The 26004-nt window shown below is 72.0% G+C and carries 23 protein-coding genes; 13 read left to right on the top strand and 10 right to left on the bottom strand.

The annotated features are described in order from the left end of the window. Window positions 1-292 precede the first annotated feature (292 nt). The 5 genes from murJ to GWK15_RS21185 all read left to right on the top strand — a co-directional run bounded on the left by murJ (window position 293) and on the right by GWK15_RS21185 (window position 5709). Window positions 293-1852, top strand: coding sequence for a murein biosynthesis integral membrane protein MurJ (gene murJ / locus GWK15_RS21205; RefSeq protein WP_168043392.1), 1560 nt, complete (start codon window positions 293-295; stop codon window positions 1850-1852). Window positions 1853-1940: 88 nt separating this feature from the next. Next, the gene (locus tag GWK15_RS21200; protein WP_168043391.1) at window positions 1941-2441 is read left to right on the top strand and encodes a hypothetical protein; all 501 of its coding nucleotides are present in this window, start codon (window positions 1941-1943) and stop codon (window positions 2439-2441) included. Window positions 2442-2450: 9 nt separating this feature from the next. Then, complete coding sequence (locus GWK15_RS21195) at window positions 2451-4244, top strand: Hint domain-containing protein (protein WP_168043390.1); 1794 nt, start codon at window positions 2451-2453, stop codon at window positions 4242-4244. Window positions 4245-4489: 245 nt separating this feature from the next. Then, window positions 4490-5416, top strand: coding sequence for a Hint domain-containing protein (locus tag GWK15_RS21190; protein ID WP_168043389.1), 927 nt, complete (start codon window positions 4490-4492; stop codon window positions 5414-5416). Between the two features lie 74 nt (window positions 5417-5490). Next, on the top strand, window positions 5491-5709 hold the full coding sequence (locus GWK15_RS21185) for a DUF4170 domain-containing protein (RefSeq protein ID WP_168043388.1): 219 nt from the start codon (window positions 5491-5493) through the stop codon (window positions 5707-5709). A 49-nt stretch (window positions 5710-5758) separates the two neighbouring features. Here GWK15_RS21185 and GWK15_RS21180 read toward each other — a convergent pair whose 3' ends face one another. The 3 genes from GWK15_RS21180 to GWK15_RS21170 form a co-directional block, all read right to left on the bottom strand. Beyond that, window positions 5759-5998: a hypothetical protein gene (locus tag GWK15_RS21180; protein WP_168043387.1), complete on the bottom strand. Its 240-nt coding sequence runs from the start codon at window positions 5996-5998 to the stop codon at window positions 5759-5761. A 104-nt stretch (window positions 5999-6102) separates the two neighbouring features. After that, the gene (gene uvrB, locus GWK15_RS21175) at window positions 6103-8289 is read right to left on the bottom strand and encodes an excinuclease ABC subunit UvrB (protein ID WP_168043386.1); all 2187 of its coding nucleotides are present in this window, start codon (window positions 8287-8289) and stop codon (window positions 6103-6105) included. 45 nt (window positions 8290-8334) lie between these two features. After that, on the bottom strand, window positions 8335-9450 hold the full coding sequence (locus GWK15_RS21170; protein ID WP_168043385.1) for an alginate lyase family protein: 1116 nt from the start codon (window positions 9448-9450) through the stop codon (window positions 8335-8337). Between the two features lie 82 nt (window positions 9451-9532). Between GWK15_RS21170 and GWK15_RS21165 the strand changes: the two genes are divergently transcribed. Continuing rightward, window positions 9533-10357 (top strand): 23S rRNA (adenine(2030)-N(6))-methyltransferase RlmJ, encoded by an 825-nt coding sequence (locus tag GWK15_RS21165; RefSeq protein WP_168043384.1) that lies wholly within the window; start codon window positions 9533-9535, stop codon window positions 10355-10357. 82 nt (window positions 10358-10439) lie between these two features. Further along, window positions 10440-11417, top strand: coding sequence for an NAD(P)H-dependent glycerol-3-phosphate dehydrogenase (locus GWK15_RS21160; RefSeq protein ID WP_168043383.1), 978 nt, complete (start codon window positions 10440-10442; stop codon window positions 11415-11417). Window positions 11418-11424: 7 nt separating this feature from the next. Here GWK15_RS21160 and GWK15_RS21155 read toward each other — a convergent pair whose 3' ends face one another. The 3 genes from GWK15_RS21155 to ccmA all read right to left on the bottom strand — a co-directional run bounded on the left by GWK15_RS21155 (window position 11425) and on the right by ccmA (window position 13303). Further along, the gene (locus tag GWK15_RS21155; RefSeq protein WP_168043382.1) at window positions 11425-11697 is read right to left on the bottom strand and encodes a hypothetical protein; all 273 of its coding nucleotides are present in this window, start codon (window positions 11695-11697) and stop codon (window positions 11425-11427) included. A gap of 365 nt (window positions 11698-12062) precedes the next feature. Next, window positions 12063-12722 carry a heme exporter protein CcmB gene (gene ccmB / locus GWK15_RS21150; RefSeq protein ID WP_168043381.1) on the bottom strand — a complete coding sequence of 220 codons (660 nt, stop codon included), beginning with the start codon at window positions 12720-12722 and terminating at the stop codon, window positions 12063-12065. Continuing rightward, on the bottom strand, window positions 12719-13303 hold the full coding sequence (gene ccmA, locus GWK15_RS21145; RefSeq protein ID WP_408891914.1) for a heme ABC exporter ATP-binding protein CcmA: 585 nt from the start codon (window positions 13301-13303) through the stop codon (window positions 12719-12721). The genes ccmB and ccmA overlap by 4 nt, the downstream gene beginning before the upstream one ends. A gap of 127 nt (window positions 13304-13430) precedes the next feature. On the opposite strand from ccmA, the gene acnA reads away from it, so the two are divergent. Both acnA and GWK15_RS21135 read left to right on the top strand, forming a co-directional pair. Next, window positions 13431-16127 (top strand): aconitate hydratase AcnA, encoded by a 2697-nt coding sequence (gene acnA / locus GWK15_RS21140; RefSeq protein WP_168043379.1) that lies wholly within the window; start codon window positions 13431-13433, stop codon window positions 16125-16127. Window positions 16128-16286: 159 nt separating this feature from the next. Continuing rightward, window positions 16287-16586, top strand: a complete 300-nt coding sequence (locus GWK15_RS21135; protein ID WP_168043378.1) for a hypothetical protein — start codon at window positions 16287-16289, stop codon at window positions 16584-16586. 9 nt (window positions 16587-16595) lie between these two features. Here GWK15_RS21135 and rnk read toward each other — a convergent pair whose 3' ends face one another. The 3 genes from rnk to GWK15_RS21120 all read right to left on the bottom strand — a co-directional run bounded on the left by rnk (window position 16596) and on the right by GWK15_RS21120 (window position 19881). Further along, entirely contained in the window at window positions 16596-17009 is a 414-nt protein-coding gene (rnk, locus tag GWK15_RS21130; protein WP_168043377.1) for a nucleoside diphosphate kinase regulator, read from the bottom strand. Window positions 17010-17210: 201 nt separating this feature from the next. Continuing rightward, window positions 17211-18458: a cadherin-like domain-containing protein gene (locus GWK15_RS21125; RefSeq protein WP_168043376.1), complete on the bottom strand. Its 1248-nt coding sequence runs from the start codon at window positions 18456-18458 to the stop codon at window positions 17211-17213. Window positions 18459-18717: 259 nt separating this feature from the next. Continuing rightward, a complete protein-coding gene (locus GWK15_RS21120; RefSeq protein WP_246525873.1) occupies window positions 18718-19881 on the bottom strand; it encodes an MFS transporter in 1164 nt (387 codons plus the stop codon). A 60-nt stretch (window positions 19882-19941) separates the two neighbouring features. On the opposite strand from GWK15_RS21120, the gene GWK15_RS21115 reads away from it, so the two are divergent. The 4 genes from GWK15_RS21115 to GWK15_RS21100 all read left to right on the top strand — a co-directional run bounded on the left by GWK15_RS21115 (window position 19942) and on the right by GWK15_RS21100 (window position 25004). After that, window positions 19942-22761: a helicase-related protein gene (locus GWK15_RS21115; protein WP_168043374.1), complete on the top strand. Its 2820-nt coding sequence runs from the start codon at window positions 19942-19944 to the stop codon at window positions 22759-22761. Between the two features lie 183 nt (window positions 22762-22944). Further along, on the top strand, window positions 22945-23241 hold the full coding sequence (locus tag GWK15_RS21110; RefSeq protein ID WP_168043373.1) for an RNA-binding S4 domain-containing protein: 297 nt from the start codon (window positions 22945-22947) through the stop codon (window positions 23239-23241). Between the two features lie 86 nt (window positions 23242-23327). Beyond that, window positions 23328-23654: a ferredoxin FdxA gene (fdxA, locus tag GWK15_RS21105; protein WP_168043372.1), complete on the top strand. Its 327-nt coding sequence runs from the start codon at window positions 23328-23330 to the stop codon at window positions 23652-23654. A 174-nt stretch (window positions 23655-23828) separates the two neighbouring features. Next, window positions 23829-25004, top strand: coding sequence for a CarD family transcriptional regulator (locus tag GWK15_RS21100; protein ID WP_168043371.1), 1176 nt, complete (start codon window positions 23829-23831; stop codon window positions 25002-25004). A 144-nt stretch (window positions 25005-25148) separates the two neighbouring features. Here the strand turns inward: GWK15_RS21100 and GWK15_RS21095 are convergent, their stop codons facing one another. Continuing rightward, window positions 25149-25940, bottom strand: coding sequence for a Bax inhibitor-1/YccA family protein (locus tag GWK15_RS21095; RefSeq protein WP_168043370.1), 792 nt, complete (start codon window positions 25938-25940; stop codon window positions 25149-25151). Between the last annotated feature and the right edge of the window lie 64 nt (window positions 25941-26004).

Genomic DNA, 26004 nt, shown 5'->3' with positions numbered 1-26004 from the left:
GCCGCGCGGGGTCCGGCGTCGCGGCCGACAGCCGCGCGGGGTCTGGCATTACGGCCGGCGGCCGCGCGGGGGGCGGTATCGCGGCCAGCAGCCGCGCCGCGCTTGGCGTGACGGCCGACGGGGGCCAGAGGCCCGCGACCAGCAACAGCCCCGCGCTGACCGCGATCTGCAGGAGAAGGTGTCGCATCCACGCCATGGTGCGCGCCCGGCCTTTCCACGCCGTTGACGCGCGCCTTGCTTCCGCCCCGAAGCGGGGGCATGCCGCGCCCATGCCCCGCCCTGCGCCCCGCCCGTGATCCGCTCGGTCCTCACCGTCGGGTCCTGGACCATGGCGAGCCGCATCCTCGGCTTCGCCCGCGACATGCTGATCGCCTCGCGGCTCGGCGCCGGGCCGGTGGCCGATGCCTTCTTCGTCGCGCTCAAGCTGCCCAACCTGTTCCGCCGCCTGTTCGGGGAGGGCGCCTTCAACGCCGCCTTCGTCCCCGCCTTCGCGGGAACGCTGGCGGCCGAGGGCAAGGCCAGCGCCCAGGCGCTCGCCGAGCGGATGGGCGCGCTGATGGGCATCTGGCTCGGCATGCTGGTGCTGGTTGGCATGATCTTCATGCCGCAGCTGATGAGCGTGCTGGCGCCCGGCTTCTCGGACAACCCGGCGAAGTTCGCGCTGGCCGTCGAGCTGACGCGCATCACCTTCCCCTACCTGCTCTTCATCTGCCTCACGGCGCTGGTGAGCGGGGTGCTGAACGGGCTCGACCGCTTCGCCGCGGCGGCGGCGGCGCCGATCTTCTTCAACCTGGTTTCGATGGCCGCGCTGCTGTTCCTCACGCCCTATGTCGCCACGCCGGGGCATGCGCTGGCCTGGGGCGTCACGGCTTCGGGCGTCGCCCAGCTGGCGCTCGTGCTCTGGGCGACGGCGCGGGCGGGGATGGCGCTGCACATCCTGCGCCTGCCCGCGATCACCGAGGAAGTGCGCCTGGTGCTGAAGCGCATGGTGCCGGGCGTGATCGGGGCGGGCGTGGTGCAGCTGAATCTCGCGGTCGACATCATCATCGCCTCGCTGCTGCCCTCCGGCGCCATCTCCTTCCTCTATTACGCGGACCGGGTGGCGCAGCTGCCGCTCGGCGTCATCGGCGTGGCGGTGGGCACCGCGCTGCTGCCGCTGCTGTCGCGGCAGTTGCGGGCCGGGCAGCCGCTCTCGGCGCATCGGTCGATGAACCGCGCCTTCGAGATGTCGCTGCTGCTGACCGTGCCGGCGGCCGTCGGCCTCGCGGTGGCGGCCGGGCCGATCATCGGGGCGCTGTTCCTGCGCGGCGCCTTCGGGCCGGCGGAAGCGGCGGCAAGTTCCGCGGCCCTGGTCGCCTACGCCTTCGGGCTGCCGGCCTTCGTGCTGGTGAAGGTCTTCGCGCCGGGCTTCTTCGCGCGGGGCGACACGGCGACGCCGGTGAAGGTCGGGCTGTTCGCGGTGGCGCTGAACCTCGGCTTCAACCTGGTGCTGATGGGACCGCTGCAGCATGTGGGCGTGGCGCTGTCGACCGCGCTGGCGGCCTGGGCGAATGCGGGGCTGCTGGCGTGGCTGCTGGCGCGGCGCGGGCAATACGTCATGGACCGCCGGGCGCGGCGGCGGGTGCCGCGCATCCTCGCGACCGCCGTGATCATGGGCGCGGCCGTCTTCGCCCTGGGCTGGGTGCTGCCGCCGGGCGCGGGGCCGGTCGGGCGCGCGGGGGTGGCGGCGGCGCTGATCGCGGCCGGCGGCGCGGTTTTCCTCGCGGTCGGGACGGCGATCGGCGCCTTCGACCTGCGCGAGGTGGCCGGGATGCTGCGCCGTCGCCGGCCGGCGTCTCAAAAATCCACCTGACTGACGGAATTGTGAATCCGCTTGCGGAACCGTGAGCTCGCGGGCTAGTCATTGACCCGTTGGTGAATCATCCAGGGGTCTCGTTCGCGTGATCGTCGTCGCACGGCATCTGCAGGGAAGCATGGAGGGCGGGCTCGGCCTGCTCCGCCAGGCGGCCTGCGCGCCGTCCGCGGGCGGCATGCGGCGCAGCCTGCGGGCCGCCGCGCGCGGCCGGCTGCGGGGCGGGTTCCATGCGCTGGCGCCGGCCGCGGGCCTCGCCCGTCCGGCCGAGGCGCCGGTCGCGGCCGCGGATGACCTCGACCTGCCCGACGCCGCCGCAGGGCCCGAACCCGGCGGGACGGAATCGCGGGGCAGGGCCTCGAGGCCACCGGCCCGGCGGACCGCCGGGGCGCGCCGGCCCGCCGCCAAGGGCGGCCGGGGCCGAGGCCGAGGCGGCCGACCACACCCAAGCCATGACCTGACGCCGCGCTGCGGGCTGGTGCCCGCGGTGGCGTCGCTGTCGTGCCGTCCGCGGGGCTTCGTCCCCTCGGCGGCTTTCGTCGTTTCCAACACGCTGCGGGCCGCGCGCCCGGGCCAGTCTTCGCGATAGGAGAGACGCATGTCCGGAACCTGGACCCCCGGCCCCGGCCCGACGACGGGCGACGACAAGTTCGTCGCAACGGTGGATGGTGCGTATGCCGACGCCCTTGCCGGCAACGACACGCTGACCGGCAACATCGGCAACGACACGCTGCTCGGCAATGACGGCAACGACTACATCGGTGGCATCACCGGCAACGACAGCCTGTCCGGTGGCGCGGGCACCGACACGCTGCTCGGCTTCGACGGCAACGACACCCTGTCGGGCGGGACGGGCGCCGACAGCCTCGTCGGCGGCAACAACAACGACTTCGTCGACTACAGCGCCTCCTCGGCGGGCGTGAACGTCAACCTGACGTCCGGCGCCGGCACGGGCGGCGACGCGCAGGGCGACACCCTCTCCGGCATCGAGGGGATCATCGGGTCCAACCAGAACGATACGCTGACCGGCAGCGCCAACGCCGACACCATCCTGGCCGGCGGCGGCAATGACACCGTGTCCGCCGGGCTCGGCGCGGATTCCGTCGACGGCGGCACCGGCAACGACACGCTGCTCGGCAGCGACGGCAACGACACGCTGGTGGGCGGCTACGGCACCGACTCGATCCTCGGCGAGATCGGCGACGACGTCCTGATCGGCGATGACGGGACGAACGACACGCTCGGCGGGGCCGACTACCTCGACGGCGGCGCCGGCAATGACAGCCTGTTCGGCAATGCCGGCAACGACACGCTGATCGGCGGCGCGGGCTTCAACCGCCTGACGGGCAACGACGGCAACGACAGCCTTGTCGGCGGCGCGGACAACGACCTGCTGCAGGGCGGCGCGGGCAACGACACGATCCGCGCGGGCACCGGCGTCAATACGATCGAGGGCGGCGCCGGCAACGACCTGATCTTCGGCGGCAACGGCGCCGACGTCTATTACATCACGACCAACACCGGCGTTGACACGATCAACACCGGCGGCGGCAACGACTCCGTCTACATCCAGGGCATGGACAGCACCCTGGGCGGCCCGAACGGCGTCGTCTGGGGCAGCCTCAAGACCGGCGACACGCTGGGCGGCGGCTGGTCGGTGGTGAAGACCGGCGCCAATGGCGGCTACGTCATCAACGGCACCGACTCCGTCTCCTTCGACAACAGCCCGAACCGCATCATCAGCGGCAGCTACTACGTGCAGCCGCCGGACGTGGACCCCTGCTTCGCCACCGGCACACTCATCGCGACCGCGCGCGGCGAAGTGGCGGTCGAGGACCTGCGCGTGGGCGACCTGGTCGTCACCGCCCAGGGCGGCGCCGCGCTGCAGCCCATCGTCTGGATCGGCCACAGCCGCGCCAATGTCGCGCGCCACCCCGACCCGCGCCGCATCGCGCCGGTGCTGATCAAGGCCGGCGCGCTGGGCGAGGGCGTGCCGCATCGCGACCTGCGCGTCTCCCCCGACCACGGCATGTTCGTCGACGGCTACCTGGTGCCGGCCGGCCGCCTGGTGAACGGCACGACGATCGTGCAGGAACTGTGGTGCCCCGAGGTGACCTACTGGCATGTCGAGCTGCCCGCGCATGGGCTCGTCGTGTCGGAAGGCGCGGTGTCGGAATCCTACCTCGACGACGGCAACCGCAAGCAGTTCGACAACTACGGCATCACGACGCTGTTCAAGGACTTCGCGTCGGAGCGCGCCAACGGCCGCTACGCCGCGCAGGCCTGCCGCCCGGTGCTCGAGGAAGGGAGCGAGGTGCTCGACCGCATCCGCGCCCGGCTCGCCGCGCGGGCGGAGGCCTCGGCCAAGGTCGGGGCGCGCCGCACGGCCTGACGCGCCGGTCCATCGCCGGCATGGCTCGGGGGGCGGGTTCCGGAAGGGACCCGCCCCTTCGTCGTCACGGCCTTGGGTTCGCCGCTACGGCGATGTGATGCGGGACGGGTCCTGGCGCGACGCTACCCTCGCGGCGCGGGACCTGCGCCCCGTGCCGCCGCGGAAGACGATGCCGGGCCCCGAGGGCGCCCCGCGCCGCGGCCCGGCTGGCGCGGGTGCCGCGGGCGACGGCCGGGGATCGGGGCATGCCGACACAATCGATCACGCTCGGCAGCGTCAGCCCGCAGCCACTGCCGGTGCCGGGCGGCCAGGCGAGAATCACCTTCACCTACACGGGCAACTACACCGGCACGGTGAACATCGTCGCGACGCCGGTGGGCGGCGGCGCGCCGGTCGTCGTGGGCGCCGTCACCGTCAGCCAGACGAGCGGCAACCACACCTATACGCGGATCGTGGCCCTCAACACCGCGGGACTCGACCCCAGGGTGGACTACACCTTCACCGCGACCGGCGGCGGGGTGACGAGCAACCCGGTCGGCCCGGTCGACGTCATTCCCTGCTTCGCCGCCGGCACGCTCATCGCGACGGCGCAGGGGGAGGTGCCGGTGGAGCGCCTGCGCGCCGGCGACCTGGTGGTCACCGCCCAGGGCGGGCCCGCCCTGCAGCCGGTGGTCTGGATGGGACACAGCCGGATCGACATCGCCCGGCACCACGACCCGCGGCGCGTCGCGCCGGTGCTGATCGCGGCGGGCGCGCTGGCCGAGGGCATGCCGCACCGGCCGCTGCGCGTCTCGCCCGACCACGGAATCCATATCGAGGGCGTGCTGGTGCCCGCCGGCCTGCTGCTGAACGGCAGCACCATCGTGCAGGAGCTCTGGTGCCCCGAGGTCACCTACTGGCATGTCGAGCTGCCGGCCCATGTGCTGGTGGTCTCGGACGGGGCGGTGACGGAATCCTACCTCGACGAGGGCAACCGGGCGCAGTTCGACAACCACGGCATCACGCTGCTGTTCAAGGATTTCGCCGCCGAGGGTGCCAAGGCGCGGCGCGGCGCGCGGGCCTGCCTGCCGGTGCTGACCGAGGGCGAGGCGCTGGAGCGCATCCGCGCCCGTCTGGCGGCGCGGGCCGAGGCGGAGCGCGGCGAGGAGACGCAACGGCGCCGATCCGCCTGACCGCGCCTTGCGCCACGTCATGTTGCAGTGCAGCACGGCCGCGCTATGGTCGGCCCGGTTTCGAGGAGGCCGGCATGACGGCACGCACGCTGTATTTCGTCTGGGGCGGGATCTTCACGGATTCCACCTGGCAGGAGCTTGAGGCCGGGACGGAGCAGTGCTTCGGCCCCTACCACGATGCCGCGACGGCCGAGCGGGTGTGGCGCGACGAGACGCGCCGGATGGTCGATACCGCGCAGCACCGGCTCTTCGTGCTCGAAGTGCCGCGCCCGGCGGGCGAAGCGGCGGCCTGAGCCGCGCGAAAGGGTGGGGCACGAAGGCGAAGCCTCCGTGCCCGCCGGGTCAGTAGTAGTAGCCGCGCGGCTGGCGCGGGGCGGTCAGGGCGCCGATCGCCGCGCCGCCGGCGCCGCCGATGGCAGCACCCGCGAGCGGCGAGCCGCCGGTCAGCGCCGCGATGCCCGCGCCGCCGGCCGCGCCGATGCCGCCGCCCACCAGGGCGCGCTGGCCGACCGGGTCCGCGCAGGCCGCGAGGCCGAGACCGAGAAGAAGTGCGGCAGCGAGCCGCAGACGGGAGGGGCGCATTCGATGCCTCCTGGCGTTGCAATCCATGCGGCCAGTGCACCCCCTGCGTGTGGCAGGCATCGGGCAGGACCTGGGCGAAGCCCGCCACAGGATTCACAAGCGCGTCAGGGACCTTTGCGCTTGCGCCCGCCCTTGCCCTTCTTCGGGTCGTAGCCGCCGCCGCCCGGGCCCATCGGCTTGGGGCGCCAGTCGGCGCGCGGCGTTGCTTCCTGCAACGACCGGCCCGCGAGGTTCGGCTCGAGGCCGAGGTCCAGCGCCTCGAGCCGCTTGATCTCGTCGCGCAGCCGCGCGGCGGTCTCGAATTCCAGCTCGGCCGCGGCGGCGCGCATCTTGCGCTCGAGGTCGGCGATCGCGGCGCGGAGGTCCTTGCCGACGAAGTTCGTCTCCTCCTCGCCTTCCACCGCATCGACGGTGATGTAGTCGCCCTGGCTGACATCCTTCAGCACGTCGGCGATCTCGCGCCGGATGGTCTGGGGCGTGATGCCGTGCTCGGCGTTCCAGGCCTGCTGCTTGGCGCGGCGTCGCTCGGTCTCGCCGAGCGCGTTGCGCAGCGAGTTGGTCATGGTGTCGGCGTAGAGCACCACGCGCCCTTCCGCGTTGCGCGCGGCGCGGCCGATGGTCTGGATCAGCGAGGTGGTGGACCGCAGGAAGCCTTCCTTGTCGGCGTCGAGGATCGCGACCAGCGCGCATTCGGGGATGTCGAGGCCCTCGCGCAGCAGGTTGATGCCCACCAGCACGTCGAAGACGCCCTTGCGCAGGTCGCGGATGATCTCGATGCGCTCCAGCGTGTCCACGTCGCTGTGCAGGTAGCGCACGCGGATGCCGGCCTCGGTCATGTATTCCGTGAGGTCCTCGGCCATCCGCTTGGTCAGCGTCGTCACCAGCACGCGCCCGCCCTTCTTCGCGACCTCGCGGCATTCGGCGAGCAGGTCGTCCACCTGGCCTTCGACGGGGCGGATCTCGCAGACGGGGTCAACGAGGCCGGTCGGGCGGATCACCTGCTCGGCGAAGGCGCCGCCGGTGCGTTCCATCTCCCACGGGCCCGGCGTCGCGCTGACGAAGACGGTCTGCGGGCGATAGGCGTCCCACTCCTCGAACTTCAGGGGGCGGTTGTCGGTGCAGGAGGGCAGGCGGAAGCCGAACTCCGACAGGATCGACTTGCGCGCATAGTCGCCGCGATACATGCCGCCGATCTGCGGCACGGTGACGTGGCTTTCGTCCACGATCAGCACCGCATTCTCGGGCAGGTATTCGAACAGGGTGGGCGGCGGTTCGCCTGGGTTGCGGCCGGTCAGGTAGCGCGAATAGTTCTCGATGCCTTTGCAGGACCCGGTCGTCTCCATCATCTCGATATCGAAGATGGTCCGCTGCTCGAGGCGCTGGCGCTCCAGCAGCTTGCCCTCGGCTTCCAGCTGCGCGAGGCGTTCCTTCAGCTCCACCTTGATCTGCGCGATCGCCTGGGTGAGCGTCGGGCGCGGCGTGACGTAGTGGCTGTTGGCGTAGACGGCGATGCGTTCCATCTCGCCGGTGACCTCGCCGGTCAGCGGGTCGAATTCGCGGATGCCGTCGATCTCGTCCCCGAAGAGCGAGACGCGCCAGGCGCGGTCGTCGAGGTGCGAGGGCCAGATGTCCACGCTCTCCCCGCGCACGCGGAAGGTGCCGCGGGCGAAGAAGGCGTCGTTGCGGCGGTATTGCTGCTCCACCAGGCCCTTCACCAGCGCGTCGCGGTCGATCCGCCCGCCGCGTTCGAGCTTCACGACCATGCGGGAATAGGTCTCGACCGACCCGATGCCGTAGATGCACGACACCGAGGCGACGATAACCACGTCGTTGCGTTCGAGCAGCGCCTGCGTCGCGGAATGCCGCATGCGGTCGATCTGCTCGTTGATCTGGGAATCCTTCTCGATATAGGTGTCCGTGCGCGGGACGTAGGCCTCGGGCTGGAAGTAGTCGTAGTAGCTGACGAAGTATTCCACCGCGTTGTCGGGGAAGAAGGACTTCATCTCGCCATAGAGCTGCGCCGCCAGGGTCTTGTTGGGCGCGAGGACCAGCGCCGGGCGCTGCAGGTGCTCGATCACCTTGGCCATGGTGAAGGTCTTGCCGGAGCCGGTCACACCCAGCAGGACCTGGTCGCGATCACCCTGTTCCAGCCCGGCCGCGAGCTCTCGGATCGCCTGCGGCTGGTCGCCATTCGGCTCGAAGGGGGAGACGACCTTGAGCGGGCGCTCCGGCGCGGGGGCCGGGCGCTTCTGCGGCATGAACAGGACGGGGCCGGGGGCGATCAGGTTCATGGGCGGAAGATGGTCCCGAACGGGCCCGGTTGCCACCGCTTCGGATCATCTGGCCGAGGGCGGCTGGCGCGGACCCCACAGCAGCGTGACATCGCCGCCCATCCAGGATTGGCGGAACGGGCGGCGCGGTGCGAGCAGCGGTTCGAGCGCGGGATCGGCGCGGCGCCCCTGCAGCACCTCGAGCCCATGGGCGTCGCGGGCGTAGCGCGTCGTCTCGTCGAAGCGCGGATCCTCGGTGAGATGCCCCTGCGGCACGCCGGCGAGCGCGCCCATGCGGCCGGGATCGGCGATCGATGCCGCGACGAGCGCGACGAGACGCGCCAGGGCCGCGTCCTGCTGGCGCGACAGCACATGGCCGTTCGCCTCCGCGAGGCGCAGCAGCGGCGCGAGCGCCTGCAGCGCGAACAGGTGGTAGTGCAGCGCCATGCGTCCGCGCGCGCGTTCCTGCGGCAGCGCGCCGGCGGCGTCGATTTGGTCGAGGGTGAGTGCAAGGCGCGCGACGCCCCAGTCGAGCAGCGCGCGGTCGCCCGCGGCGGCGCCGGCCGCGGCGACGGCGAAGCCGGCCCAGGTGGCATGGTTGTTGAGCGAGGAATGCGCCATCGCGCCCGCCGGCGGGATGCGGTCGTAGTCCGGCTGCACCCGCCGCGCGACGGCGGCGAGCCAGGCGGCGACGCGCGCCGTCGCGGCGGGGTCGAGGCCCGGCGCGTCGCGGATGGCGAGGAAGGCCGACGCGGCGCCGGCGAGCGTCCATTTGCGGTGATAGCCGGCCTGGCGGTTGAAGGCGCCGAGCAGCGCGCCGGCCTGTGCCCAGGCGTCCAGGGCGTCGAGGCCGCACGCGGCGGCGTCGGGCGGCGCGGCGCGCAGCCAATCCTCCGCGCCGCGCTGCGCGGCGTCGAGGAAGAGGCGCAGCGGGCGCGTCGCCGCGGTGTCGGCCGCGAGCCGCGCCGGGTCGGGCACTGAGAAGCGGGCATCGGTGTAGAAGGGCTCGCTCTGCAGGGTCGTGACCGGGGCCGGCGGCGCGGTGCAGGCGCGCGTGCGGGCCGGGCGTGCGGCGGCGGCCCGGATGGCGGCGACGTCGAAGGGTGCCGCAAGCCGCGTCGTCGCCCCGGCGATCCCGGGGAGCGGCAGGAGCGTCGCGGCGAGGAGAGTCCGGCGATTCATCGGGCGAGGCTCGCATCGCGGCCGGCCGCGGTCGAGCGGCGCGGTTGCGCCGGGCGGCGCATCGCGCGATGACCGCGGCGCGATGAACTACCGCCACGCCTTCCATGCCGGCAACCACGCGGATTGCCTGAAGCACGCGCTGCTGCTGCCGATCCTCGACGCGCTGAAGCGCAAGGCGGCGCCCTTCGCCGTGCTCGACACCCATGCCGGACGGGGGATCTACGACCTCTCGGCGGAGGAGGCGGCGCGGACGGGAGAAGCCGCGCGCGGCGCGCTGCGCCTCGCGGGCGTCACCGAGGGGCCGCTCCTGCCCTTCGTCGCGGCGCTTCGGGAACAGGGGTTTCCGGCGCGGTATCCGGGTTCGCCGGCGCTGATCCGCGCCGCACTGCGGCCGCAGGATCGCCTCGCCTGCTGCGAGCTGCACCCCGAGGACCATGCGGCGCTGCGGGCGCATTTCGCGCGCGACCGGCAGGTGGCGGTGCACCGGCGCGATGCGTGGGAGGCGATTCGCGCCCTGACGCCCTTCCCCGAGCGGCGCGGCCTGGTGCTGATGGATCCGCCCTTCGAGCAGGAGGACGAGTTCGCGCGCCTGGCCGAGGCCATCATGGGTCTGAACCATCGGTTCCGCGCCGGCATCCTCGCCGCCTGGTATCCGGTGAAGCACCGCGCGCCGGTGCGCGACTTCCATGATGCCCTGCGGGCCTCCCCGGTTCGCGACGTCGTGGCGGCCGAGATGTGGCTGCGCGAGCCGACCGATCCGCGCCGCCTGAACGGCAGCGGACTCCTGGTCGTGAACCCGCCCTATGGTTTCGAGCCGGCGGCCGCCGAGATCCTGTCCGCCCTGCTGGCGGCCCTGGAGACCGAGCCCGGCGCTGGCGTTTCCGTGACCCGGATCGTTCCGGAATGAGGGCCGTGCCCGTGAGCGAGGGCGGAGTCGCAGAGAAGGGAGGGGGGCCGGGGGAGGTTCATCCTCCCCCGGGGAACGTCGCATGAAGATCGCCGTCCTTGGTGCCGGTGCCTGGGGAACCGCGCTGGCCGTGCAGGCCGTGCGCGCGGGTCGTGACGCTGTCCTCTGGGCCCGCGACCCTGACCGCGCGGCCGAGATCGCTGCAGCGCGCGAGAACGCCCGCTACCTCCCTGGAGCGCCTCTGCCCGACGCGCTGCGCGTCACGTCGGACGCCGGGGAGGCGCTGTCCGGCGCCGCCCTGGTGCTGATGGTGGTGCCGGCGCAGGCGCTCGGCCGGGTGCTGGCTGGCCTGCCTGCCTTCGACGCACCGATGCTCGTCTGTGCGAAGGGCGTGGAGGCGTCGACGCTGCGCCTGCCGCTCGAGGTGGTGGCGGCGGTGCGGCCCGGGGCGACGGCCGGCGTGCTGTCGGGGCCGAACTTCGCGCATGAGGTCGCGCGCGGCCTGCCGGCCGCCGCGGTGGTGGCGGCGGCAGATGCCGGGCTGCGGGAGGCCGGGCTGGCGCTGCTCGGCTCCCCGGCCTTCCGGCTCTATGCGGGCGAGGACCCGGTCGGCGCGCAGGTCGGCGGGGCGGCGAAGAACGTCATCGCCATCGCGGCGGGTGCCGTGATCGGGGCGGGCCTTGGGGAGAATGCGCGCGCGGCGCTGGTGACGCGCGGCCTCGCGGAATTGTCGCGCCTTGCGGTGGGGCTCGGCGGCCGTGCGGAGACCGCGGCGGGGCTGACCGGCATGGGCGACCTGGTGCTGACCTCCTCCGGCATGGGCAGCCGCAACACCTCGCTCGGCGTCGCGCTGGGGCGTGGGGAGCGGATGGCCGAGGTCCTCGCCAAGCGCGCCGGCGTGACGGAGGGCGTGGCAACGGCGCCGGCGATCGTCGCACGGGCGGCGGGTGTCGGGGTGGAATTGCCGATCTGCGCGGCGGTCGCGGACTTGGTCGCGGACCGCATCACGGTCGCCGAGGCGATGGCGCGGCTGATGGCTCGGCCGCAGCGGGCGGAATAGGCGCGGTTCAGGCCGTCCTGGCGAGTTCCGAGGCGTGCAGGTTCCGCACGGCGGCGACGTAGCTGCTGGGCGTGCCGGTCAGCATGGCCTCGTTCAACTGGCGCAGCAGGCGCTCGAGGTCGGCGGTGCGGCAGAGCTCGAGCGAGCCGAGTCCGGCCCGGTGGGTCGCGCGGTAGGAGCCGTCGCTGAGGCGGTCGATCTCGATCGTGCTGGCCCCGCCGGCGGCCGGGCGCAGCGTGATGATGACGTCCTCGGCGGGGGGGTCGGTGTCATGGGCCATGGTCAGCTGTCCTTCCGGGCGCACGGGTCCAGGTGCCGCCAGGTTCCGGTGGGGGAGTCGGGGGGGGATCCGGAACCCGCGTGACCGGGGCATCACGCCCTCGAATCGATGTTTTCGTAGACCTTTTGGCCGCCGCGCCGCCACCGATCCTGGGTAGAGGGTTCTGGCGCGAGGGTGCCTGCTGGTTGCGGCCCGGATCCGGGGGGCGGGCGGGTTGCGGTGGAAATTCTGCGTTTCCAATATCATAACATGGATGGCGGGGCCGCGGGCAGCGCCACCCGGTGGGCATCATCGCATGGCCTGAGACGCGTCACGTTCGAGTGACCATCACCTCGCAACCCCGCGAAGAAATCGGCGGCCCGGCGCTACTCCGCGGTCAGCGCCGCGCCGGCCGCGAAGGGGGCGAGCGGCAGGGCGAGCGACACGCCCGCGCCGAGCAGCAGCAGGAAGGGCGAGGGCGACAGGCCGGCGGCCGCGGCCTCGATCGCCGCCGCGCCGAAGATCACGGCGGGGATGGCGAGCGGCAGCACCAGCAGCGGCAGCAGCACCGACCCCCGCCGCGCGCCGAGCGTCAGCGCCGCGCCCACCGTGCCGAGCAGCGACAGCAGCGCGGTGGCCAGCGCCAGCGCCGCGAGCGCCGCGCCCCAGGCATCCGTCGGCAGGTTCAGCAGGGCGGCCGCGACCGGTGTCGCGGCGAGAAGCGGCAGTCCGGTCGTGATCCAGTGGCCGAGCGCCTTGGCCGCCGCGATCCCGCCCCGCGGCAGGCCCGACAACAGCAACTGGTCGAGCGTCCCGTCCTCGGCATCAGCGCCGAACAGTCGGTCGAGCGGCAGCAGCGCGGCGAGGAGTGCGGCGGCGAAGAGCGCGCCGGGGGCCAGGCGGGCCAGGGTTTCCGGCGCCGGGCCAACGCCGAAGGGAAACAGGGCGCAGACCAGGACGAAGAACAGCACCGCGGCGAGCGTATCCGCGGGGTGGCGGAGCGCGAGGCGGATCTCCCGGCCGAGCAGCGCGAGGAAGGCGGTCACAGCCGGAACTCCTGCGCATCCGCGAGCGGCAGCGGGATATGCGTCGCGGCGATCACGATGCCGCCCGCGGCGCGATGCGCGGCGAGCAGCGGTCGCAGACGCTCCACCGAAGCCGCGTCGAGCCCCGTGGTCGGTTCGTCCAGCAGCCACAGCGGCGCGGGCGCGAGGGCAAGGCGCGCGAGGGCGAGGCGCCGCCGCTGGCCGGATGACAACACGCGGGCGGGCAGGTCCGCGAGCGGCGCGAGGCCGACCGCGTCCAGTGCCCCGGCGACCGCGCCACCCCAGAGTGCGGCGAAGAAGGCCAGGTTCTCCGCGACCGTCAGTGCCGGCTTCAGCGCATCCTGGTGCGAGAGGTAGCGCAGCCGGCGGGCATGGGCGGCGGGGTCGGCGGCGATGTCCTCCCCCTGCCAGAGCACCGCGCCCTCGGCAGGACGCAGCAGGCCGGCGAGGATCCGCAGCAGCGTCGACTTGCCCGCGCCGTTGGCGCCGGTCAGCAGCAGCGCCGACCCTTGCGCGAGGGAAACGTCGAGGCCCGCGAAGACGGCCCGTTCCCCGCGCAGGCAGGCCAGGTTGCGCGCCATGAGCACCGCGTCGGCCGGATCAGGCAAAACCGTCCCCCACTCCATGGACCGCCGCGGGCTGCCATGCTTTAAGGCGGCCGTTTCGCGGCCGCGAAAGGCCGCTCCCAGCGAGGAAGGCACCCGGACCATGCGGATGATCGGGCAGGACAGCCTGAAGACCCGCCGTACCCTCACCGTGGACGGCAAGACCTATCACTACTTCAGCCTGCCCGAGGCGGCCAAGAGCATCGGCGACATCAGCCGCCTGCCCTACAGCCTCAAGGTGCTGCTCGAGAACGTGCTGCGCTTCGAGGACGGCCGTTCCTACACCGTCGACGACGCGAAGAAGATCGCCGAGTGGGTGAAGGAAGGCCGTTCCACGAAGGAAGTGCCCTTCCGTCCCGCGCGCATCCTGCTGCAGGACTTCACGGGCGTGCCCGCGGTGGTCGACCTCGCCGCGATGCGCGACGCGCTGCTCAAGCTCGGCGGCGACCCGCGCAAGGTGAACCCGCTGGTGCCCGTCGACCTCGTCATCGACCACTCGGTGATGGTGGACGTGTCCGGCACCGCCGACGCGCTGCAGAAGAACGTCGACATCGAGTTCGAGCGCAACGGCGAGCGCTACGAGTTCCTCCGCTGGGGCCAGGAAGCCTTCAACAACTTCCGCGTCGTCCCGCCGGGCACGGGCATCTGCCACCAGGTGAATCTCGAATACCTGGCGCAGGTGGTGTGGACCTCGACCGACACCGGCGAGACCTTCGCCTTCCCGGATTCCTGCTACGGCACGGACAGCCACACGACGATGGTCAACGGCCTCGGCGTGCTGGGCTGGGGCGTGGGCGGCATCGAGGCCGAGGCCGCGATGCTCGGCCAGCCGATCGCCATGCTCATCCCCGACGTCATCGGCTTCAAGCTGACCGGCAAGCTCAAGGAAGGGATGACCGCGACCGACCTGGTGCTCACCGTCACGCAGATGCTCCGCAAGAAGGGCGTGGTCGGCAAGTTCGTCGAGTTCTTCGGCCCCGGCCTCGATGACCTGCCGCTCGCGGACCGCGCGACGATCGGCAACATGGCCCCGGAATACGGCGCGACCTGCGGCTTCTTCCCGGTGGACGAGACGACGCTGGACTACCTGCGCGTCTCCGGCCGCGACGAGCACCGCATCAACCTGGCGCGCGAATACCTCAAGGCCCAGGGCATGTTCCACGAGAAGGGCATGCCGGATCCGGTCTTCACCGACACGCTGGAACTCGACCTCGCGACCGTCGAGCCGTCGATGGCCGGTCCGAAGCGCCCGCAGGACCGCGTGGCGCTGACCAACGTCGCGACCGCCTTCGGCAAGGACCTCGCGGCCGGCACCATGGGCGTGCCGGGCGACAAGGCCGAGCTGCGCGTGCCGGTGGCCGGCGCCAACTACGACCTCGGCCATGGCGACGTGGTGATCGCGGCGATCACGTCGTGCACCAACACCTCCAACCCCTATGTCCTCGTGGCCGCCGGCCTCGTCGCCAAGAAGGCGAACGAGAAGGGGCTCACGGCGAAGCCGTGGGTGAAGACCTCGCTCGCCCCGGGGTCCCAGGTGGTGACGGAATACCTGACGAAGTCGGGGCTGCAGCAGCACCTGGATGCGCTGGGCTTCCAGACCGTCGGCTATGGCTGCACGACCTGCATCGGCAATTCGGGCCCGCTCGCGGACCCGATCGTGGACGCGGTCGAGAACAACAAGCTCGTCGTGACCTCGGTGCTGTCGGGCAACCGCAACTTCGAAGGCCGCGTGCACGCCAACGTCCGCGCGAACTACCTCGCCTCCCCGCCGCTGGTGGTCGCCTATGCGCTCGCCGGCACGGTGAAGAAGGACCTGTCGAAGCAGCCGATCGGCACCGGCAAGGACGGGCAGCCGGTGTTCCTGAAGGACATCTGGCCGACGCAGAAGGAAGTGGCGGACACGGTGCATTCCGTCGTGACCCGCGCGATGTTCCAGGAACGCTACGGCGACGTGTTCAAGGGCCCGGCGCAGTGGCAGGCCATTCGCGTCGACGCCGACAGCGACACCTATCGCTGGAACTCGGGGTCCACCTACGTGCAGAACCCGCCCTACTTCGAGGGCATGACGATGGAGCCGGGCGCGGTCGGCTCGATCAAGGGCGCGCGCATCCTCGCCGAACTGGGCGACTCGATCACGACCGACCACATCTCCCCGGCCGGTTCGATCAAGAAGTCCTCGCCGGCGGGCGAGTACCTGCTCGAGCACCAGGTGCGCCAAGCGGACTTCAACTCCTACGGCGCGCGCCGCGGCAACCATGAAGTCATGATGCGCGGCACCTTCGCCAATATCCGCATCAAGAACGAGATGGTGCCCGGCGTCGAAGGCGGCGTGTCGAAGCACTACCCCTCGGGCAAGGTGGCGCCGATCTACGACGTCGCCATGATGTACAAGAAGGAGGGCGTGCCGCTGGTCGTCCTCGGCGGCAAGGAATACGGCACCGGCTCGTCGCGCGACTGGGCGGCGAAGGGCACCTTCCTGCTCGGCGTTAAGGCGGTGATCGCCGAATCCTTCGAGCGCATCCACCGTTCGAACCTGGTCGGCATGGGCGTGCTGCCGCTGGTGTTCAAGGACGGCGAGAGCCGCGCGACGCTCGGCCTGAAGGGCGACGAGACGATCGACATCCTGGGCGTGGAGAACCTCTCCCCGCGCATGATGATGGACGTCGTCATCACCCGCGCCGACGGGACGCAGGTGAAGACGCAGGTGCTGTGCCGCGTCGATACGGCCGACGAGGTCGAGTACTACAGGAACGGCGGCATCCTGCACTACGTGCTGCGCGGGATGGCGAAGGCGGCGTAAGCCGCGCGTCACCGCCGGAGACGCGAAGGGGGCGCGGTCCGCAAGGCCGCGCCCTTCTTCATGCGCGATCGCCGGGGCGGTTGATCCTTCGCAAGGCATCCTCACGCCTTCGTGCGCACTTTCGAATGTGCTCCGCAAAGGGGCCTCGGGAGGACGCCGATGACGGCGAACCGGATCACCGCGGTTGCGGCTGCCCTGGCGATGCTCGCCGGCTGCGCGACCGCCGACGACTACCGCAGCGCCTGCCAGGCCGAGCACCCCGACACGGGCGGCGTGGAGAATTGCGCGCAGCAGCGGGCCGACCGCGCGAACACCCAGGCGGTGGTGCTCACGGTCGTCGGCGTCGTCGTCATCGGCGCGATCGCGGCCGCGGCTGCGGGGGCGGGCGGCAGCAGCAAGAACGACTACGAATGGATCCGCTGCTATCCGCTGGGCTGCCCGCCACAGAACCCGCGCTGAGGCGCGCGGCTACCCCGGCGCCACCTCGACCACGGTGAGCCGCCGCAGCCGCCCGTCCTGCACCGGCCAGTCGATCGACTGCCCCGCGCGCAGGCCGATCAGCCCCGCCCCGACCAGGGAGAGGATCGAGATCCGCCCCTGGCCGATATCGGCCTCGGCCGGCATCACGAGCTGTACGCGTCGGGTCGTGCCGGTCGCGGCGTCGGTGAAGGTGACGTGCGAGCCGAGGGCCACGACATCCCGCGGCAGGCGGCCGGCGGGAACGAGGTCGGCGCGGTCGGCTTCCTCGAGCAGCAGTCGGGCCGCGTCGGGGGTGCGGCGGGCCGCGCTGGCGGCGAGGCCGATAAGGATGTCGTGGTCGCTGTCGGACAGCAGGATGGGCGGGCGGCGCGTCGTCGGGCGCACCGTCGTGGCGTTGGCCATGATGAAGGTCCTTGAGGAAGATCGCGGGACGTGAGCGTGCCCCCGGGCGGCGGCGCGCCAGGCGCGCATCCCCCGGGGTCAGTGGCCTGCGATCAGGCACCCCGCGTGGAAAAGCCGGCGACGAAGCGTGGCTGTCAGGAGCATGGAGGGAAGATCGGCGCGGCGGGCGGCACAATCAAGGCCGCGCCGCCGCGCGGCGCATCAGGCGAAGATGACGTCGAGCACCAGGTGCGGGCCGGTCGCGGACTCGTAGCTGACGCCACCGAAGTCCACGGCGATGCTGTTTTCCGTCCAGCTGATGTCGCCGGCGTCGAAGCCCGCGAGGGTGCCGGTCGACTCGGCGGTGTTGATCGTGACCGACTTGATGGCGGCCAATACGTCGAACTGGTCCTCGATCCTGATGCCGTTGAAGGTGTCGGAGAAGAAGAAGCTGCTGCCGGCGGCGAAATCGAAGATCAGCTGCGTGTCGGTGATGTTCAGGCTTGCCGTGGTGTATCCCGAGGCCGAACCGGCTGCCTGGAAATCCGGAAGCTCGACCGCATTCGTCACCGTGATGTCGGTGTTGAAGCTGAAGCCACTGCCCGGGTAATCGAAGGTGTAGTCGACCGTCTTGCCGAGGAACCCGTCCACCGGCGTCACCACATCCGTCACGCCGGCGACGTTCACCTCCACCGTCGCCGTGCTCTGCGCGCCCTGCGCGTCGGTGATGGTGTAGGAGAAGCTGTCGGTCAGGTGGTCGCCCGTGTTCAGCGCTGCCAGCGTCGCGGACCCCGTCGGGTCGTAGTGGATCGTCCCGTCGGCGTTCACGGTGACCGTCGCGCCGAGCGCGGTCTTCGTGGCACCCAGCGACACGGCGAGCGGGTCGTTGTCCGGGTCGCTGTCATTGCCCAGCACATCGATGGTGATCGCCGCGTCCTCGTCGGTCGACGCGACGTCGTCCTTCGCGACCGGAGGCTGGTTGGTGTCGGTCGGAACCTCGCCCGCCGTCCCGACCAGCTTCAGACCGTCCGTACGCGGCCCGCCCTCGACGCCGACGCTCGTCATCCGCACGCCGAATTGCTGTTCGGCGATCAGGTCGAGCGAGAGCGCATGGTTCGCGTTCGACAGGACGAAGCTGGCGGAATGGTAGTCGTCGCGCCCGGCCCCGGCGGTGCCGATCTCGACGCCGACATCGAAGGCCCCGGCCGCCCCCTGCATGTTCGCACCCTGGCCGAGGTCGATGACGCTGTTGGCGCGGGCGCGGAATTCGGTGACCGCGCCGCTGTCGTCGGTCAGCGTCAGGCCCTTCAGAAGGCTTTCGTCGGACAGCTGGAAGAAGAAGCCGCGCAGATCCCCGGTCAGCCCGCCCTCGCCGAGCAGGGAGAGCGTGAAGCGGAGCGACCCGTTCTCCTCCACGACATGCACCTCGACCCCGGGCCCGCCTGCGATGGTGAAGGTCATTTCCGCCATGGGGATCTCCTATCCGTCCTGGATCAGGTGCGACGTCTTCGCGTCAGGCGCGAATATTTGGCTCGCCGAATGGTTGTCTGCAGGCTCGACGATGTTCGAATGTGCCGAGAATCGATGCCTGATCTTCGCGCCACACGCGCAAATCACGCAAGAGGCGCGCCGAAGATCAGGAATGTTCGCGCCTTGCGCGAAGGCCCGCGGCCGGGGCGTTGCGCCGCCCGGCGGAACCGGTGCGCATCCGGCCGGTCGGGGACAGGCCCTAGGTGTCCGCGCGCTCCAGCGGCCGCAGCACCAGGGCGATCCCGGCCATCGCGGCCATGCCCCAGAAGACGGCGCCGCCCACCGCGGCATAGGCGGGGCCGGCGGCGAGCGTCGCGACCATCATCACCGCGCCCACCGCGGCCCCGTGCAGCGTCTGCGCAGTGCCCGCGACCGCCGGCGGCACCGAGGCCTGCAGCACCCGCATCGCGGCCAGGTGCATCGCCCCGAAGGTCAGCGCATGCAGCGCCTGCGCGACCGCCAGCGCCGGCAGCCACACCGTCCCGGCCGTCATGCCCCAGCGCAGGCAGCCAGCCGCGGCTGCAATGGCAGCGAGGCCCGGCGCGCCGAACCGCTCGGCCAGCGGCCGCCCCCAGGCAAACAGCGCGACCTCCGCCACCACCGACCAGGCCCAGAGCAACCCGATCACCGTGCCGGACAGGCCGGCGGCCTCCCAGTGGATCGAACCGAAGGCGTAGTAGGCCGCGTGGCTGCCCTGGATCAGCGCGGAACACAGCAGCAGCCGCCGGAAGGCGGGCAGGGCGAGCACCGCGCGGAAGGCCCCGCCGCCGCGCCGCGCCACCGACGGCGCAGGCGGCAGCGCGAGTGTGGCGACCGCCGCGGCGCCGAGCGTGCCGGCGAGCAGCCAGGCGACGCTGCCCGCACCCCCGCGTTCGGCCAGCCAGCCCGACAGCCCCGCCGCGGCGATGAAGGCGGCCGAGCCCGCGGCGCGCACGCGGCCGTAGTCCCAGCGTTCCTCCCGCGCCGCGCGCAGCGCCATCGCGTCGCCGAGCGGCACGACGCTCGCGAAGCCGAGCGCGAAGAGCAGGTTCGCGACCAGAAGCCCGACGAAGCCCGTCGCGACGCCATAGAGGCACGCGGCGGCGGCGGCGAGCGCCGCGCCGGCGGCCATGACCGCCCGTGGCCGCCCGAGCGCATCCGCGATCCGACCGCCGAGCGGTCCGGAGAGGAGGCGCACCGAGGCGCCCGCGGCAAGGATGGTGCCGACCTCGGCCGCCGTCAGCCCGCGCGAGGCGAGCAGCGGCGGGATGAAGGGCAGCGTCACGCCTACCGCGGCGAATTGCGCGGCGAAGACAAGTGCGAAACGAGGTGCTGAGGATGTCACGGCGGCAGGCGCCCGCACCCTGCCGGACGCCCCCGCCATGGACAAGTGCCGCGCCGCGTGCCACGGAAGCCGGCCCCCAATTCGGAATGTCGGCGCGCTATGTTCGAACCTCGGGTCCGTGCCGTCCTCGGCCCCACCAATACCGGCAAGACGCATCTCGCGATCGAGCGGCTTCTTGCCCATGCCTCGGGCATCATCGGCTTCCCGCTGCGCCTGCTGGCGCGCGAGAACTACGACCGCATGGTCGCCATCAAGGGCGAGCGGCACGTCGCGCTGATCACCGGCGAGGAGAAGATCATCCCGCCCGAGGCGAAGTGGTTCGCCTGCACGGTCGAGGCGATGCCGCTCGACCGCCCGGTCGAGTTCCTCGCGGTGGACGAGATCCAGCTCTGCGCCGATCCGGACCGCGGGCATGTCTTCACCGACCGGCTGCTGCATGCGCGCGGCATGGTCGAGACGATGTTCCTCGGCGCCGAGACCATCGCGCCCCTGATGCGCCGCCTGGTGCCGCGCGCCGAGATCGAGACCCGCCCGCGCCTGTCCCAGCTGACCTATGCCGGCCCGGCGAAGCTGACGCGCCTGCCGCCGCGCTCGGCCATCGTCGCCTTCAGCGCGCAGGAGGTCTACGCCATCGCCGAGGCCGTCCGGCGCCGCCGCGGCGGCTGCGCGGTGGTGATGGGCCGGCTGTCCCCGCGGACCCGCAACGCGCAGGTTGCGCTGTACCAGAACCGCGAGGTCGATTTCCTGGTCGCCACCGACGCGATCGGCATGGGCCTGAACATGGACGTCGACCATGTCGCCTTCGCCGCGCTGTCGAAGTTCGACGGGCAGAATGCGCGGCCGCTGACGGCGCAGGAGGTCGCGCAGATCGCCGGCCGCGCCGGCCGCGGCATGAAGGACGGGTCCTTCGGCACCACCGCCGAATGCCCGCCCATGGCCGAGGAGATCGTCGAGGCGGTCGAGACCCACGCCTTCGAGCCGCTCGGCACGCTCGCCTGGCGGAACTCCGACCTCGACTTCACCTCGATCGACGCGCTGCTCGGCAGCCTCGCGGCCTCGCCGCCGCAGGCCGGGCTCGCCAAGGGGCATGACGCGGTCGACCACATCACGCTCGAGGCGCTGTCGCGCGACGTCGAGGTGCGCGGCCTCGCGGACACCATGTCGCGCGTGCGGCTGCTGTGGGAAACCTGCCAGGTGCCGGACTTCCGCAAGCTCGCGGATGACAGCCACACCAAGCTCTGCGCCAAGCTGTTCACGCACCTCGCGAAGGATGGCCGACTGCCGCGGGACTGGGTGGCGAACGCCATCACCGTGCTGGAACGCACCGACGGCGACCTCGACACGCTGATGGCGCGCATCACCGCCATCCGCGTCTGGGCCTACATCGCCGCGCGGGCCGACTGGCTGGACGACGCGGCCTCCCTGCAGGCGGAAACGCGCCGCGTCGAGGACCTGATCTCCGACGCGCTGCACGAGACGCTGACCGCGCGCTTCGTCGACCGCCGCGCCGCGCACCTCATCCGCAAGATGGACGAGGGCGAGGAGGAACTGCTTTCCGCCGTCACCCGCCGCGGCGAGGTGGTGGTCGAAGGCCACCCGGTCGGCAACGTGAAGGGCTTCAGCTTCGAGCCCGATCCGGGCGCGGTCGAGGAGGAGGAGCGCCGCGTCGTCCTGCGCGCCGCCCGCCGCGCGCTCGGCGCCGAGATCCCGCGCCGCGTCGCGATGCTCGAGACCGCGAAGGACGATGCCTTCGCCATCACGCCCACCCACAAGATCACCTGGGCCTACTCCCACGCGCCGAACATGCCGGTCGGCCTCGGTGACATCGCCGAGGTCGCGAAGCTCAAGCCCGGGCCGGAGCCGTCCAAGCCGCAGGTCGAGGTGCTCGCGAGCGAGTTCCTGGACGGCGCGCAGCGCGAGCGCATCCGCGAGCGCCTTGCGACCTGGCTCGACGCGCACATCAAGCGCGAGCTCGGCGCGGTCTTCGCGGCCGAGGCCAAGGCGTCCGAGGACAACACGCTGCGCGGCCCGGCCTTCCGGCTGCGCGAAGAACTGGGCCTCGCCATGGGCCGGACGGATCCGGAGATCCGCCCCGACCTGCGCCAGAAGCTGAAGGGCATCGGCATCCGCGCGGGGCGCTACGCGCTCTACGTGCCGGAGGCGATGAAGCCCAAGGCGATGGCGCTGCGCGCGCAGCTCTGGTCGCTGCTGCGTGGCATCGAGACGCCGAAGCTGCCCGGCGGCGGGCTGATCGCCGTCCCGCCGCCCGCCGACTGGCCGCGCGGCTTTGCCGAGACCATGGGCTGGCTGCCGGCGGGACCGGTGCTGCTGCGCCTCGACGTCGCGGAACGCATCGCGGGCGAGATCGGTCACCTGACGCGCCGGGCGCCGGCGCTGTTGCCGGGGGACCTCGCGAGCCGGCTCGGCATCAAGGGCGAGAACCTCGGCCCCGTGCTCGACGCCATGGGCTTCCGGCTGATGCCGGCCGAGACGCTGGAGGACGGCGCCTTCGGCCCGCCCGCGCCTGCGCGCATCGCCCATGCCCGCCCGCCGCGGCACGAACACCACCGCGGCCCGCGCCGCGACGGGCCGCGCCAGGACCAGCAGCAGCGCGGCCCGCGGCGCGAGGATCGCCGTCCGCCGCGGCAGGACCAGCCCGCCGCCGAGGGCGGTGCTCCGGCCGAAGGCGCGCAGGCCGCCGAGGCGCCGCGGCCGCCGCGCCAGGACCAGCGCCCGCCGCGCGACCAGCGCCAGGGGCCGCCGCGCCATGGCCAGGGCAAGGGGCCGCAGGGGGGCGACCGGGATCGCGACCGCGACCGCGGGCCGCGCCGGCCGCGGGAGGAGCGCGCCTCGCTGCCGCCGATGCCGCGGGCGGACAGCCCCTTCGCGGTGCTGGCGAACCTGCTGAAGAAGGACTGATGGGGGCGCGGGGCGCCGGAGGGGCGCCGCCCCTCCGGACCTCCCCGCCAAAGGCCGAAAGGCCTTTGGAAACCATCACATGGCGCCGGCCAGCGGCGCCCGGTGCCCGGGAATCGCGGTCCAGGGGCCCGCAGGCCCCTGGCGGGGTAGCTTGGAGCGGCAGCGCCCCTTCATTCTCCTGTCATGCCTCCTGAGGACTTCCAGCGCCTCGACGCCTGGCTGTGGTGCGCGCGCTTGCGCAAGACCCGCAGCGACTGCGCCGCCCTGGTCGAATCCGGTGCCGTCCGCATCAACCGCCAGCCGACCGACAAGCCCCACGCCAGGGTCCGGATCGGCGATGTGCTGACGATCGCCCAGGGCCATGGGGAGCGCGGCCGCATCGCCGTCTGGCGCGTCCTGGCCCTGGCCGAGCGGCGCGGCCCACCGGCCGAGGCGCGGCTGCTGTTCGAGGACCTGTCCGGGGACATGGCGCGGGACTGAGCCATGTGCGCGGGGCGACTTGCGGCGGCCCCGGTGCTTGGCCATGTTGCGGGCGCTGCAACATCGAGCCCGGGGGCGCTCTGCCCGTGACCTACGTCGTCACCGAGAACTGCATCAAGTGCAAGTACATGGACTGCGTGGAAGTCTGTCCGGTGGACTGCTTCTACGTGGGCGAGAACATGCTGGTCATCCACCCGGACGAATGCATCGACTGCGGCGTGTGCGAGCCCGAATGCCCCGCCGAGGCGATCTTCCCCGACAGCGACGACAAGGCGACCGCCTGGCTCGAGCTGAACCGGACCTACGCGACCCAGTGGCCGAACATCACCCGCAAGGGCGAGGCGCCGGCCGATGCGGATGAGTGGAAGGACAAGCCGGGCAAGAAGGACCTGTTCAGCCCGAACCCCGGCTGAACCCGGCCCTTCCCCCCGGGGATGACGGGGGGCGATTTTTCTGCTAGGTGTTTCAATACGATGGCCTGTGGACATTCGCATGTCCCGCAGGCCATCGATCCGTCATACGGGTCCGCTTCGGGCCCATGCTCGCCGCGGGCGCTTCCCCGTCGCGAGGACAGGAGCGCACCAGGCATGAAGGCAACGGCCCGCAGCAAGGCGCAGACGAAGAAGAGCGCCGCCAAGCCGAAGACGGCCGCCAAGCCGAAGGCCCCGGCCAAGCCGAAGGCCGCCGCCAAGGCGGTGAAGGCCCCGACCAAGACCGCGCCGAAGCCCAAGCCGAAGGCCGCCGCGAAGGCCGCCAAGGTGCCGACCAAGAAGGCCGCCGCTCCCGCCAAGCCCGCCGCGAAGCCGGCGGCCAAGGCGGCGCCGAAGGTGGCCGCGAAGCCCGCCGCCAAGCCCGCGCCCGCCGCCCCCAAGGCGGCGGCGAAGCCGGCTCCCAAGGCCGCCGCCGCGCCGAAGCCCGCCGCACCGGCCAAGCCCGTTGTGGCGAAGCCCGCCCCCGTTTCCGCGCCTGCCCCCGAGGCAGTCGTCGCCGCCAAGCCCGCAGCACCGTCGAAGCCCGCCGCCCCGGCGCCGGCTCCGGTGCCCGCCCCCGCCCCGGCTCCTCTCGCCGCGGCGGTGCGCCCACCCATGCCCAAGCCTGTCGCACCACCGCCCGCCCCGCGCGGCGCTCCCGTCTCCCCGCCACCCCCGACGCACCGGCCGGCGGCGTCGCCGCTGACCGCGGCGGCGGCCAGCCGCGCCGCCCCCCGCCCGAAGGAGGACTTCAAGGCCGGCGACCACGTCGTCTACCCGACCCATGGCGTCGGCCAGGTCCAGGGGATCGAGACGATCGAGGCCGCGGGCTACGCGCTGCAGGTCATCGTCGTGACCTTCGAGGAAAACCGGATGACGCTGCGCGTCCCGGTGAACAAGGCCGCCTCCTCGGGCCTGCGCAAGCTGGCCGCCGGGGCCAACATGCAGACGGCGCTGGACACGCTGAAGGGCCGTGCGCGCATCAAGCGCACCATGTGGTCCCGCCGCGCCCAGGAATACGAGGCGAAGATCAACTCCGGCGACCCGATCCAGATCGCCGAGGTGGTGCGCGACCTGCACCGCAACGCCGGCCAGCCCGACCAGTCCTTCTCCGAGCGCCAGATCTACGAGCAGGCGCTCGACCGCCTCGCGGCCGAGGTCGCGGCGATCGACAAGACCGACAAGCCGAAGGCGATCGAGAAGCTGCTCACCTACCTCGGCAAGGCCGAGAAGGGGGAGAAGGGCGACAAGGCCGACAAGGCCGAGAAGCTGGAGGACGAGCCGGCGGATTGATCCGCCGCGCGACGTCCCGACCCACCAGGCGCCCGCGCAGCCCGAAGGGTCGCGCGGGCGTTTTCATGTCCACGCCGCGCACAAGAAGAAGGCCCCGGGGATCGCTCCCCGGGGCCCTTTTCATTCAGGCCGAAGCCCGGTCCGTCAGTCCGACTGGCGCTGGCCCATGAAGGACAGCAGCAGCTGGAAGAGGTTCACGAAGTTCAGGTAGAGCGCGAGCGCGTCCATCACGCTCCGCTTGCCCGCCTCGTCCGTGCCCTCGGCATAGGCGTAGGACAGGTAGTCGTTCTTGATCCGCTGGGTGTCCCAGGCGGTCAGGCCGACGAAGACCACCACGCCGATGATGCTGATGGCGAAGGCCAGCGCGCTCGAGGCCAGGAAAATGTTGACCAGCGAGGCGATGACGATGCCGATCAGGCCCATCATCATGAACGAGCCCATGCGCGTCAGGTCGGCCTTCGTCGTGTAGCCGTAGAGGCTGATGCCCGCGAACATCGCGGAGGTCACGAAGAAGGTCGTCGCAATGGACTGGCCCGTGTAGCGCAGGAAGATGTTCGACATGCTCGCGCCCATCGCGGCCGCGAACAGCCAGAACAGCAACTGCGCCGTGCCCTTGCTCATCCGGTTGATGCCGAACGAGAAGACCAGCACGAAGGCGAGCGGCGAGAGCATGGCGGCCCAGCCGAGGATCGTCGGCGAGACGACGCGCATGCCGTTCGGCGCGCGGCCGACCGACCAGAACAGGCTCATCAGCTCGGGCGAATTGGCGATGACGTAGGCGACGATGCCCGTCAGCAGCAGCCCCGAGGCCATCCAGTTGTAGACCCGGAGCATGTAGGACCGCAGCCCGGCATCGACGGCGGCCGCGTCGGCGGTCGCCGCGCGACCCCAGCCAGGCGCACCCGTCGTAAATCGAGTGTCGGGACCAAAGGCCATGGTGTGGAAAGCTCCTCCGAAGGGGATGATTCCCCGCAGGCACCAAATATGGAGATTTTTTCAT

The sequence above is a fragment of the Neoroseomonas oryzicola genome, assembly GCF_012163135.1.
GTDB classification, from domain to species: Bacteria; Pseudomonadota; Alphaproteobacteria; order Acetobacterales; family Acetobacteraceae; genus Neoroseomonas; species Neoroseomonas oryzicola.
This window is presented reverse-complemented; position numbering and strand designations above follow the sequence as displayed.

Bases quoted from the DNA above. Each gene is read 5' to 3' on its own strand.
- GWK15_RS21095 (WP_168043370.1), bottom strand. From the start codon at position 25,940: ATGGCCTTTGGTCCCGACACTCGATTTACGACGGGTGCGCCTGGCTGG.
- GWK15_RS21190 (WP_168043389.1), top strand. From the start codon at position 4,490: ATGCCGACACAATCGATCACGCTCGGCAGCGTCAGCCCGCAGCCACTG.
- GWK15_RS21120 (WP_246525873.1), bottom strand. From the start codon at position 19,881: ATGGCGGGGGCGTCCGGCAGGGTGCGGGCGCCTGCCGCCGTGACATCC.
- GWK15_RS21115 (WP_168043374.1), top strand. From the start codon at position 19,942: ATGTTCGAACCTCGGGTCCGTGCCGTCCTCGGCCCCACCAATACCGGC.
- acnA (WP_168043379.1), top strand. From the start codon at position 13,431: ATGCGGATGATCGGGCAGGACAGCCTGAAGACCCGCCGTACCCTCACC.
- GWK15_RS21170 (WP_168043385.1), bottom strand. From the start codon at position 9,450: ATGAATCGCCGGACTCTCCTCGCCGCGACGCTCCTGCCGCTCCCCGGG.
- GWK15_RS21160 (WP_168043383.1), top strand. From the start codon at position 10,440: ATGAAGATCGCCGTCCTTGGTGCCGGTGCCTGGGGAACCGCGCTGGCC.
- rnk (WP_168043377.1), bottom strand. From the start codon at position 17,009: ATGGCCAACGCCACGACGGTGCGCCCGACGACGCGCCGCCCGCCCATC.
- GWK15_RS21100 (WP_168043371.1), top strand. From the start codon at position 23,829: ATGAAGGCAACGGCCCGCAGCAAGGCGCAGACGAAGAAGAGCGCCGCC.
- GWK15_RS21165 (WP_168043384.1), top strand. From the start codon at position 9,533: ATGAACTACCGCCACGCCTTCCATGCCGGCAACCACGCGGATTGCCTG.
- GWK15_RS21155 (WP_168043382.1), bottom strand. From the start codon at position 11,697: ATGGCCCATGACACCGACCCCCCCGCCGAGGACGTCATCATCACGCTG.
- GWK15_RS21135 (WP_168043378.1), top strand. From the start codon at position 16,287: ATGACGGCGAACCGGATCACCGCGGTTGCGGCTGCCCTGGCGATGCTC.
- GWK15_RS21110 (WP_168043373.1), top strand. From the start codon at position 22,945: ATGCCTCCTGAGGACTTCCAGCGCCTCGACGCCTGGCTGTGGTGCGCG.
- GWK15_RS21180 (WP_168043387.1), bottom strand. From the start codon at position 5,998: ATGCGCCCCTCCCGTCTGCGGCTCGCTGCCGCACTTCTTCTCGGTCTC.
- uvrB (WP_168043386.1), bottom strand. From the start codon at position 8,289: ATGAACCTGATCGCCCCCGGCCCCGTCCTGTTCATGCCGCAGAAGCGC.
- GWK15_RS21185 (WP_168043388.1), top strand. From the start codon at position 5,491: ATGACGGCACGCACGCTGTATTTCGTCTGGGGCGGGATCTTCACGGAT.
- GWK15_RS21125 (WP_168043376.1), bottom strand. From the start codon at position 18,458: ATGGCGGAAATGACCTTCACCATCGCAGGCGGGCCCGGGGTCGAGGTG.
- GWK15_RS21195 (WP_168043390.1), top strand. From the start codon at position 2,451: ATGTCCGGAACCTGGACCCCCGGCCCCGGCCCGACGACGGGCGACGAC.
- ccmA (WP_408891914.1), bottom strand. From the start codon at position 13,303: ATGGCGCGCAACCTGGCCTGCCTGCGCGGGGAACGGGCCGTCTTCGCG.